This window comes from Pontibacter sp. HJ8, from assembly GCF_054824225.1.
The window spans coordinates 1-11,380 of the sequence record NZ_JSYF01000367.1 but is presented as its reverse complement, the minus strand read 5'-3'; the positions used below and the strand labels follow the sequence as shown (position 1 = coordinate 11,380).

General features: G+C 52.8%; 9 protein-coding genes. 5 read left to right on the top strand and 4 right to left on the bottom strand.

From position 1 onward, the window contains the following. Window positions 1–41 precede the first annotated feature (41 nt). From otsB to OB13_RS15675, 3 genes are all read right to left on the bottom strand, one after another. Window positions 42–863, bottom strand: coding sequence for a trehalose-phosphatase (otsB, locus tag OB13_RS15685; protein WP_461491120.1), 822 nt, complete (start codon window positions 861–863; stop codon window positions 42–44). Window positions 864–886: 23 nt separating this feature from the next. After that, a complete protein-coding gene (locus tag OB13_RS15680) occupies window positions 887–1,633 on the bottom strand; it encodes a beta-phosphoglucomutase family hydrolase (RefSeq protein WP_461491119.1) in 747 nt (248 codons plus the stop codon). 269 nt (window positions 1,634–1,902) lie between these two features. Then, a complete protein-coding gene (locus tag OB13_RS15675; RefSeq protein WP_461491118.1) occupies window positions 1,903–2,088 on the bottom strand; it encodes a hypothetical protein in 186 nt (61 codons plus the stop codon). Window positions 2,089–2,325: 237 nt separating this feature from the next. Between OB13_RS15675 and pgi the strand changes: the two genes are divergently transcribed. Beyond that, complete coding sequence (pgi, locus tag OB13_RS15670) at window positions 2,326–3,975, top strand: glucose-6-phosphate isomerase (protein ID WP_461491117.1); 1,650 nt, start codon at window positions 2,326–2,328, stop codon at window positions 3,973–3,975. 46 nt (window positions 3,976–4,021) lie between these two features. After that, window positions 4,022–5,617 carry a hypothetical protein gene (locus tag OB13_RS15665; protein WP_461491116.1) on the top strand — a complete coding sequence of 532 codons (1,596 nt, stop codon included), beginning with the start codon at window positions 4,022–4,024 and terminating at the stop codon, window positions 5,615–5,617. Between the two features lie 60 nt (window positions 5,618–5,677). Here OB13_RS15665 and OB13_RS15660 read toward each other — a convergent pair whose 3' ends face one another. After that, on the bottom strand, window positions 5,678–6,766 hold the full coding sequence (locus OB13_RS15660) for a DNA topoisomerase IB (protein ID WP_461491115.1): 1,089 nt from the start codon (window positions 6,764–6,766) through the stop codon (window positions 5,678–5,680). A gap of 142 nt (window positions 6,767–6,908) precedes the next feature. On the opposite strand from OB13_RS15660, the gene OB13_RS15655 reads away from it, so the two are divergent. From OB13_RS15655 to OB13_RS15645, 3 genes are all read left to right on the top strand, one after another. Further along, on the top strand, window positions 6,909–7,319 hold the full coding sequence (locus tag OB13_RS15655; protein WP_461491114.1) for a hypothetical protein: 411 nt from the start codon (window positions 6,909–6,911) through the stop codon (window positions 7,317–7,319). 80 nt (window positions 7,320–7,399) lie between these two features. After that, entirely contained in the window at window positions 7,400–10,249 is a 2,850-nt protein-coding gene (locus OB13_RS15650) for a M16 family metallopeptidase (protein ID WP_461491113.1), read from the top strand. A gap of 227 nt (window positions 10,250–10,476) precedes the next feature. Then, a complete protein-coding gene (locus tag OB13_RS15645; RefSeq protein WP_461491112.1) occupies window positions 10,477–11,310 on the top strand; it encodes a M48 family metalloprotease in 834 nt (277 codons plus the stop codon). The last annotated feature ends 70 nt before the right edge of the window (window positions 11,311–11,380 follow it).

Genomic DNA, 11,380 nt, shown 5'->3' with positions numbered 1-11,380 from the left:
GCTGCTCTTTAGGGATCCATTGCGTGTAGAGAATACTCCATTCAGACATGGCCTTTTTGTTTGATGGTAGTAGTCAGGTTTTCCAGAAAGGTTCGCACCTCCTCCACATTCTCCAGCCGGTAAGTGGCGGCGGTTTTGTCCTCATGCTCTCCTACCAGTATACCTATACCTTGCTCCTGCAGGGCGGCGAAGGCATCTTCATCCGTGATATCATCCCCGATGTAGAGCGGGATGGTTTGCTGTTTATTCAGGCGGAGTTCTTCCATCAGCCACAGCACTGCCTTGCCTTTGTGCCAGTCCAGGTTCGGCTTGAGTTCGATCACCTTTTTGCCCAGCCCTTTCTTCAGCTGCGGCTGCTGGCCCAGCACGTCATCTACTGCCTGTATCACCTCCTGTACCTGCTCATCGGCCACGTTGCGGTAATGCACGGCAATGGCATAGCGTTTCCGTTCCACCAGGCTCCCGGGCACGTGCTGCAACATCTCCTGCAACCTGCTGTCTGATTCATCCAGTGCTGTTAAAGCTGCTGTGGCGCCTCCCGGTTCGGCCTGCATGCCGCCCGGACCCGTGATGTCGAAACCATGGGAACCGGCATAATAGAGGTTATCGAGCTGCACCAGGCGCTCCACGTTCTGGCGGTCCCGGCCACTGACAACGGCGACTTTGCATACAGCAGCCAGCTCCTGCAGTGCCTGCCGCATTTCGTCGGATAGGATGGCCATATCCGGCTCCTTTACAATCGGTGTCAGGCAACCGTCATAGTCCAGGAAGACGGCAGGTGATTTGGCATCTAACAAGGCTTGCAGTTCTTCGCTTTTTTCAAGGGCAGAAGGCAGTTCGAGTGCCTCGCGTTTCTGTGTCATCGTTTGTGTCGTTATACTCATCTTTACTCCTTTGGGAATTCGGAGATAACCAGATCGGCACCTCTCTCTTTTAAGCCGCCGGCATCATGGGTCCGGTCTATACCTACTACCAGGGCAAATCCACCCGCTTTTCCGGCCTGCACCCCTTTCCGGGCATCTTCAAAAATGGCGGCCTCCTGCGGCTGCACACCCAGGCGCTTTGCTGCCTCCAGAAAAACATCGGGAGCAGGTTTGCCTTTGAGCCCCAGGTTAGCGGCTTGCAATCCGTCTACGTGTACTTCAAACAGTTTTTCCAGGCCGGCAGCATGCAGTACATCCACGCAGTTTTTGCTAGCCGATATCACAGCAGTTCGCATACCCTGGCTGCGTTGTTGCTTCAGCCAGGCCACCGTATCTTTGTATACCTCCACCCCGTCCTGCTTCAGCAATTCCTGAAAGTACATATTTTTAAGATTCCCCAGCCCGCTGACGGTTTGTTCTCCAGCGCCGTCTTCCGGCGTGCCTTCCGGCAGTGAAATCCCCCTGGATTGAAGGAAATTCCGGACCCCATCGTAGCGTGGTATACCATCGATATATTCGCGGTAGTCAGTCTCGATCACCAAAGGCTCGTATTGCTTCCCCTCTTCTTCGCCCCGCTTCTTCAGGTAGGCATCAAACATGCGTTTCCAGGCCTGCGCGTGTACCAGTGCTGTCTGCGTCACCACGCCGTCCAGGTCCAGGATCAGGGCCTTGATATTTTTCTCACTGAGTAATGAACTGAGTGTACTCATGGTTTTTTGTTTTTAGTATGTTTCACTTCATCGGGTAGTGGCCGCTCCTTCTTGCATTGCCTGCCCCAAGCTGGGAGTTATGAGCTGCTGCCAGCCTTGTACCTTTGGTTGCTAACGTAAGAAGCAGCAGCGCGGCTATAATAAGCCAAAGAGCAAACCGGAGCAGCTATACGAGGTATAGGTATAGGTATAGGTATAGGTATAGGGCGTCAAGTGCCAAATTGTTGCTCTGACAAAAGGAGTCGATCAGGACGACGTACAGGCAGCTGTTACGGAATGCCTTCAGTCCTTTCATGCGGCGGCACATCGGGTCCCTGCTCGGGCTTGTTGGCAGGTGTTTCCTTTCGGGTTAAGAATTCCATGTGTGCCGGGGGTGTACGTTTCCCATCATCTTCCCGCAGGAGTTTCTTTTTGCCGGAAGGCTGATCGGTTGGTTGCTTTTTCTCTTCTTTCATCGTTTCTACTTTAAATAACTATCGTAATTCTTATTATTTACGGATGAAGGGCAGCGCTGGCATACGTTCGCCCGGTCTTAAACCTACGCAGCCCATAGGTAAATGATACCACAGTGCCTGCACAGCCGAAAAAAATGTATATTTAGAGCATCAAGCTGACGAATCAAAAGTTTAACCTATAACCTGGCAGGCAGATTCGCAGTAGTTTCTGCCGTAACCAATACTACAAAATAAAACATGCTACACAGCGACAAACCTACCTCCGCCAAAGCCTGGAAAAAACTGGAAACACACTTTGCGCAACTGCAGCCGCAGCACCTGCGTGATCTTTTCAAAGCAGATCCGCGCCGGTTCCAAAAGTTTTCTTTCCAGGTGGAAGACACACTGTACGATCTTTCCAAAAACCGCATCACTGAAGAGACCCTGGAGCTGCTGACCGAGCTGGCGGAGGAAATGCAGGTGCCTGCTGCCATCCAAAGTATGCTGCGCGGCGAAAAGATCAATGCCACCGAAGGACGTGCCGTACTCCATACCGCCTTGCGCAACTTCACGGATGAGGCCCTTGTTGTAGAGGGGGAAAACGTGCTCGAAGAAGTGCGCGATGTACAGCGGCAGATGAAGGAATTTTGCGACAAGCTGCACAGCGGTGCGTGGACGGGCTATACCGGCAAGCAGGTGAAGCATATCGTCAACATAGGTATAGGCGGCTCTGACCTGGGGCCGAAAATGGTATGCGAGGCGCTGAAGAAGTACCAGAAACCGGGCCTGGAAGTACATTTTATTTCGAACGTGGATGGTACGGATGCTGCTGAAGTACTACAAAAGCTGGACCCGGAAACCACGCTCTTCATCATCGCTTCCAAAACCTTTACGACCAAAGAAACCATCACCAACGCCCACACGGCCCGCAGCTGGTTCCTGGACAAGGTAAAGGAAGAGGCGCATATCAGCAAGCACTTTGTAGCGCTGTCTACCAATACCGAAGCGGTAGCGAAATTTGGCATTGCGCCTGAAAACACCTTCCGGTTCTGGGACTGGGTAGGCGGACGTTTCTCGCTGTGGTCGGCCATCGGCCTGTCCATCGCCTGCGCCCTGGGATACGATAAGTTTGAAGAACTGCTGCGCGGTGCCGAGTCCATGGACAAGCACCTGAAAGACGCGCCGCTGAAAAAAAACATACCGGTGCTGATGGCGCTGCTGAGTGTGTGGTATACCAACTTCTTTGAAGCTCAGACCCACGCGGTGCTGCCTTATGACCAGTACCTGCGCCTGCTGCCCGAATACCTGCAACAGCTGCAGATGGAAAGCAACGGCAAGTCCGCAGCCCGCAACGGCGAATACGTAGACTACCAGACCCAGCCGGTGATCTGGGGAGCTGCCGGCACCAACGGCCAGCACTCTTTCTTCCAGCTCATCCACCAGGGCACGATCCTGATCCCCTCGGATTTTCTGGCACCCGTCAACAGTCACAACCCGATCGGTCAGCACCACCCGATGCTGCTGTCCAACTTCTTTGCCCAGACAGAAGCGCTGATGAAAGGAAAAACAGAAGAAGAAGTACGGGAAGAGCTGCAAAGGAAAGGTATGAGCGGCGAAGAACTGGAGCAGCTGGTGCCTCATAAAGTATTTGAAGGCAACAAACCGTCCACTTCCATCATGTTCGATACGCTGACCCCTTATAACCTGGGCAGCCTCATTGCCATGTATGAGCACAAGGTTTTTGTACAAGGTGTGATCTGGAACGTGTATAGCTTTGACCAGTGGGGAGTGGAACTGGGCAAGCAGCTGGCCGGTACCATCGAGGAAGAACTGCTGAACAACCAGGATGCCGATCATGACAGCTCCACCCGAGGTTTGATTCAATATTTCAGAGAAAACCGAAAATAGAAAAACCTTCTGCAAGGGCTGCGTTAAAGGAGGGATTACGCACCCTATGCAGCTATTAAACTATAAGACAACCCTTGTACTGGTATTGACCCTGCTCCTTAGCGGTTGTGCCGATGACGATTTTTTTCAGAAAGATGCCTTGGTGGATGCACCGGAGCAAGGTATAGCTCCGGCTCCCGATAGCGTATGGGTGGTAGCCGGCCGGCATTACGAACGCGGCTGGCTACACCGCCTTTTCTGGGGCAGACACAACCGCGACATCTGGACAACGCCTGTTCAACTGCCCGTCTTTGATCTGACTACAGTGAATGGGGGGATGAAAGTGATCAAAAAGTCCGGCGGTTACCAAACCAGCAGCTTTCAACTGCAGGATAGCCTGGGACGCATCTATGCTTTCCGCTCGATCGACAAAGACCCGGTACTGGTACTGGCCAAGTTCTGGCGTCCGACTTTTGTCACCAACATTCTCCGCGACCAGACCTCAGCCGCCAATCCGTACGGAGCGCTGGTGGTGCCGGTGCTGGCCGAAGCCGCCGGGGTATACCATACCAATCCGCGTTATTACTACGTCCCATCAGACGATACTTCTTTCGGCAGCTATGCCGGGGAGGTGCAGGGAAAGGTATACCTGCTGGAGGAAAAATTTAAGGCTCCGAAAGATCATGCAGCCGCTTTTGGTAAAGCAACCGGATTTGCAGACTCGGATGAAGCCCTGCGAAACCGCTACGAAACCAATACCCACCATTTTGATCAGAAAGCTTTTGCCCGGGCCCGCCTGCTGGATGTGCTCGTGGGCGACTGGGATCGCCACAAAGGGCAGTGGGATTGGGCGGTTTTTAGCAAAGGTACCGAAACCTGGTATGAACCGATTCCCAAAGACCGGGACCAGGTTTTCCTGAAGATGAATGACGGAGCCATCCCTTTCCTTGCGACCAGCAAGCTGCTGGCACGTAAACTCTATTCTTTCGGCAACAAGGTTGGGGATGTGAAGGCGCTCATGATCAATGCAAAGTTTATCGATGAGCGGCTGCTAAGCAAACTCAGCAAGAGCGATTGGGTACAGATAGCCCAGGCGTTGCAGCAAAACCTGACAGATGCCGTGCTCGCCAAAGCTGTCAGGCAATTTCCCCAGCCTGTCTTTACCTTGAAAGGAGCAGAAATTGAACAAAGCCTGAAAAACCGCCGGGACCAGTTACCCGAATTAGCTGAACAGATGTATGCGGTCCTGGCAGAAGAAGTTACCATAGCCGGCACAGACCAAAAGGATATCTTTCGGGTCAGGCGGTTGGATGATAATCGTACAGAAGTCACCGTTACCCGTCCTGCCCTGGAACAGGTGCCTGAAAAAGTGCTATACCGTCGGTTGTTCTTTACAGCGGAAACAAAGAAAATCACCTTGCACGGACTTCGGGAAGAGGATGAGTACACGATAGAGGGCCATGTAGATGACGGCATTCTGATCGAGGTATACGGCGGTATGGGTGCTGACAGTATAACGGATAAATCCTCGGTAAAAGGCTTGCGCAAATGCACCCGCATATACGATACTGAGCGCGGAAACGAGATCGACTTCGGCACCGAAGCCAAAGACCATACCACCCGCGACGTGCGGGTACATGCCTACGACCAGGAGGGAAACTGATTTCAGTAACCAGTTAACAATAAACAGTTATCATGATGTTAACTGTTTATTGTTAACTGGTTACTGATAACTGGTTACTGTCTTCGCTACCCGCTCCAGCATCTTGAGGACAAACTCTTCCATAGCGGTCATGTGCGGGTTTTTGGATTTGCTGGCGTCGTGCTTTTTGAGGTAGTTCAGCAGCTTGTCTTCCCTGAAAAGTGTGACCACTTCCGGGTGAATGTAATACTTGCTGCAAACGCTGGGAGTATTGCCCAGGCCCTTCGCCACATGCTTCACGGCTTCCTTGATGCTCTTCTCCTTCTCCATCTCCGGCTCATCGTCCAGCACCCGCTCCAGGCACTCGACCATGCGCACGGTTCCTCCCCAGGTCCGGAAGTCTTTGGCCGTAAAATCATGGGCGGTAATTTCGCGCAGGTACTCGTTCACATCGCCCGACTCCAGCGTCTGTCGTTGCCCGTTCTCATCATAATACTGGAACAGGTCGTAGCCTGGAATATCCTTGCACTTCTTGACCAGGTTAGCCAGCCGGCGGTCCTTCAGATCTATTTCGTGCTCCACTCCTTTCTTTCCTTTAAAAGCAAAAGTGATGGTGCTGCCATTGAAGGTGACGTGCCTGTCCCGCAGGGTCGTCAGGCCATAGGATTGGTTCGATTTGGCATAGTGGCGGTTCCCGATCCGGATCAGCGCGTTGTCCAGGATGGAAAGCACAACGGCGGTTACCTTGCGCTTGTCCAGGTGTTTGGAATTGATGTCTTCCTCGATTTGCTGCCGGAGCACCGGAAGCGTTTTGCCAAACGTGATCATGCGGCCAAACTTGGTCAGGTTGCGGGCCTGCTGCCAATCCGGATGATAAATATATTGCTTGCGGCCTTTGGCATCCCGGCCGGTGGCCTGCAGGTGTCCTTTGGCCGATGGTGAGATCCATACCTCCGTCCAGGCGGGAGGAATGACCAGTTTCCGGATACGCGCCAGTGTCTTCTCATCCGTCACGCGCTCGCCCTTCCGGTCCAGGTAGGTATAGCCGGAGCCGGCTTTTTTGCGGGTGATGCCGGGTTTTTCATCTGTCGTATAGCGCAGGCCGGCCCACTCGGCCGATAACGCGGGGTCTCTGTATAATTCGTGGAGCTCGTTTTTCTTCATTCCCATCGCATGAGGCCTTAAGGACCTCCAGAGGGTAATACTTCAGTTCCTGTCAAAAGTTGTTGCTGCCGCCAGAGCATATCCTCCTGTTGTTACTCCTCCTTAACATTATCTGCGCTATATTTGCCACAGAAAAAAGACAAATCAAATGACAATACATAAGCAGATTTCCTACCTCTACGCCTTCTTCGGCGTTTTTATGCTGGGTTGTGGTGCCGTAGCCGTGGACATAGCCGGCGACCAGGCCCGGACAGCGCTGATAACAGGTATAGCCGGGGGCTTACTGGCCCTGATAGCCGGACATTTCCTGAACCGGCGCAAACGTTGGGGCTTTCTGCTGGGCACAGGCGAAGCCGGCCTCCTGACCCTGCTGCTGGGCTGGCGCGCCGGCACGTATTTTATCCGGCTGCTGGAGATGGTACGGGAGCCGCAGGAAATCAACTCGACCCAGACAGCAGGTATGGCTTTTCTGATAACAACGGCTATGCTGGTTGTGGCGCTCCTCACCCTTGCAGTGTCGGCCATGTTTGCCAAACAGGTATTCGCCGAAACAAAATAGGCATTCGTCTATATTCTCTGTAGCATTAAACCAATTTACTCTATATTGGTCTTACCATTCGTTCATCAAAACCAATCAACATGCTACAGAAAATCAGTTTGAGTATCGTGCTTACGGCCAGTGTGGTTACTGCGGCAGAAGCTCAGACAAAATTAGTGGAGAAGGTTACCAAAAAAGGCTCTGAGCTGGTCATACCTTACGAAAAATACAAGCTCGCCAACGGACTTACGCTCATCGTGCACGAGGATCACTCCGATCCGGTTGTACACGTGGATGTGACTTACCACGTAGGCTCTGCCCGCGAAGAGGTCGGCAAGTCGGGCTTCGCACACTTCTTTGAGCACATGATGTTCCAGGGCTCCGACAACGTAGCCGACGAAGAACACTTCAAGGTAGTGTCGGAAGCAGGCGGAACGCTGAACGGCACCACCAACCGCGACCGTACCAACTATTTCGAGACCTTGCCGAGCAACCAGCTGGAAACAGCCCTGTGGCTGGAAGCGGATCGCATGGGTTTCCTGCTGGACGCTGTGACGCAGCCCAAGTTTGAAGTGCAACGCGAAACCGTAAAGAACGAGCGTGGCCAGCGGGTAGACAACCAACCCTATGGTTTGTCCGGCGAGATCATCGGCAAGACCCTCTACCCTTACGGTCACCCTTATTCCTGGTCCGTGATCGGCTACCTGGAAGACCTGAACCGTGTGAATGTAAACGACCTCAAGAACTTCTTCCTACGCTGGTACGGACCGAACAATGCGGTCGTGACAGTGGGTGGCGACGTGAAGCCGGCTGATGTGGTGAAGCTGGTAGAAAAATACTTTGGTGCTATACCTGCAGGCCCTGGCGTGCAGAACATGAAGCCGATGGTGCCTGCGCTTACCGCAGACCGTTATGTTTCTTACGAAGACAACGTGCGCTTCCCGATGCTGCGCATGACCTACCCGGTGCCACAAGCAGGCCACAAAGATGAGCAGGCCCTGGACGTGCTGGCTGAAGTAATCGGTCAGGGTAAGAACTCGATCTTCTACAAGAACTTTGTGAAAGACCAGAAAGCCCTGAATGCAGCGACGTTCAATTCTTCTTCTGAGCTGGCAGGCGAATTTATTGTATCTGTAACGGCATTCCCGAACCAGGGGCTGTCCAAGACAGAAGAACTGGTACGCACCTCTTTCGAAGAATTTGAGAAGCGCGGCATCACGGAAGACGACCTGGTCCGTTTCAAGGCATCGGCAGAGTCTAACCTGATCAACCGCATGGCGAGTGTGAGCGGCAAGGTATCGCAGCTGGCCGCGTACGAAACATTCCGCAGCAACCCGGATTATATACAGGAAGATCTCAAGCGCATTCAGGCGGTTACCAAAGCAGATGTCATGCGGGTGTACAACCAGTACATCAAAGGCAAGAGCAGCGTCATCCTGAGTGTGGTGCCCAAAGGCAAGTCTGAGCTGATCGCCAAAGCCGATAACTTCACACCGACCAAAGAGGGATATGTAGCGGGCGCGGATGAGTACAGCGGCCTGCAGTATACCAAAGCGGTGGATACATTTGACCGTAGCAAACGCCCTGCTTCCGGAGCGAACCCGGTTGTGACCGTACCGGAATTCTGGACGGGCAAGTTCAAGAACGGCCTGAAGCTGATCGGCTCCAAGTCAGATGAGATCCCGAACGTAACGCTGCAGCTGGTGATAAAAGGTGGTCACCGCCTCTCTATGGCTGATCCGTCCAAGGCAGGTATCAGCACATTAACGGCCTCGATCCTGAACGAAGATACGGAGAAGTATACGGCCGAAGAATTCACCAATGAACTGAATAAACTGGGCAGCTCCATCCGGATCATGAGCGACACGGACGAGACCATCGTGCTGGTGCAGTCGCTGACCAAGAATCTAGATGCTACCCTGGCCCTGCTGGAAGAGCGCCTTTACCGTCCTAAATTTGCCCAGGATGATTTTGACCGCCTCAAAAAACAGCAGCTCGAAGGTATAGCCAACCAGGCCACCCAGCCTACGGCCATTGCCAGCAAGGTATACAACAAGATGCTCTATGGTGAAAACCACTTCATGTCCATCCCGACATCCGGCACTGCGGAGACAGTGGCCAATATCACGCTGGAGGATGTGAAGAGGTTCTACCAGAACAACTACTCCCCTTCCGTTTCGCAACTGGTTGTGGTAGGCGATATCAACGAGAAGGAGATCAAGAGCAAACTGGCCTTCCTGAACAAGTGGGAGAAGAAAAACGTGAAGATCCAGGCGGACGCCAAGACGCCGGCCATCGATAAGACCCGCATCTACTTCGTAGACAAAGCCGATGCTGCCCAGTCTGAGATCCGGATCGGTTACGTGTCCATGCCTTTCGACGCGCTGGGTGACTACTACAAGTCCGGACTGATGAACTATACCCTGGGCGGTGCCTTCAATAGCCGCATCAACCTGAACCTGCGGGAAGACAAAGGCTATACCTATGGCGCCCGTTCCGGCTTCAGCGGTGGACAGTATGGCGGTACCTTCACATCTGCTGCCGGTGTGCGTGCCGATGCTACGGCGGAGTCGGTGACCGAGTTCATGAAAGAACTTACCGACTACCGAAACAACGGCATCCGCGAAGACGAAGTAGCCTTCATGAAGAGCTCCATCGGGCAGTCAGACGCACGCAAGTACGAGACGCCAGGCCAGAAAGCCGGCTTCCTGGGCCGCCTGCTGGAGTACGACCTCAAGAAGGACTATGTGAAGAAGCAGACGGATATTCTCAACAAGATCACCAAGCAGGAGATCGATGCGCTGGCAAAGAAAAACCTGCCGGTAGAGAACATGCACATCGTCGTGGTAGGCGATAAGAAAACCGTGTTGCCGAAACTACAAAAGCTTCAGTATGAGGTGATAGAGCTGGACACAGACGGAAACCCGGTAGGGACCTCTTCCGTAAAATAAGGCATACTACACGTAAGAAAAAGCCCCTGAAGATCAGGGGCTTTTTTGTTTATACCTATTCGGGCAGGTATAGCTATCCGTTCAAGATTCAACAAAGGGAATATTATTCCGTAAGGGCATACTAAAAACATAGATTCTACAGTTTCTAAGCCGATTCTCCTGGTGAAAGCCAGGAGAAAACTCTTATTTTTAACACTTACATTTACCATTTTTATCGAATACCTTTTATGAAGTATTTCAACACCACAGCACGCTTTCTCCTGATTCTGATCAGCGTATGCTGCTTCAGCAGCTGCAAGGACAATGAGGGCGTTATCTTTTCCATTCAGGATGACATCAGCCTGGGACAGCAGGTAGCACATGAGGTAGACTCGACGTACCGCGCCAAAGGGCAGCTACTGGAGCGTACCAACAGCAGCGCCAATGTACAGAAAGCCTATACCCACCTCGACCGGATCGTCAACCGCGTGCTCAATTCGGCCGAAGTAAAGTATAAGAACGAATTTGCCTGGGATGTGAAGATCATCAACGATCCCGAAATGCTCAACGCATTTGCTACGCCCGGCGGCCATATCTATGTGTATACCGGTCTTATGAAGTTTTTGGAGGATGAAGACCACTTTGCAGGGGTGCTGGCGCATGAGATCGCGCATGCGGATAAGCGCCACAGCGTACGCCAGTTGCAGCGCGACTACGGTATTTCGATACTGCTGTCTGTTGCGCTGGGGAACAACCCGGGGGCCCTCAAGCAAATAGCAGCCCAGCTGGCAGGCACGCTCACGGGCCTGCGCTTTAGCCGTGAAGCTGAAACCGAAGCGGATAATACCTCCGTACTATACCTGGGCGGCACACAATATTATGCCTGCGACGGAGCAGCCGGCTTCTTCGTAAAGCTGAACTCCCAGGCGCAGTCCAGCAACCCACCTGAATTCCTGAGCACGCACCCCAACCCGGATAACCGCGTGCAAAACATTCAGCAGCAGGCCCAGCAAAAAGGTTGCTCCACTGCTTCTGCTCCCGATACGGATTTCAATGAGTTGAAGAAAAGCCTTAACCTATAACCAGTAAATGCCTGCCGGATGGCAGGCATTTCTGTTTCTGAACCAGACACGACTATGAAAAAAACAAAGA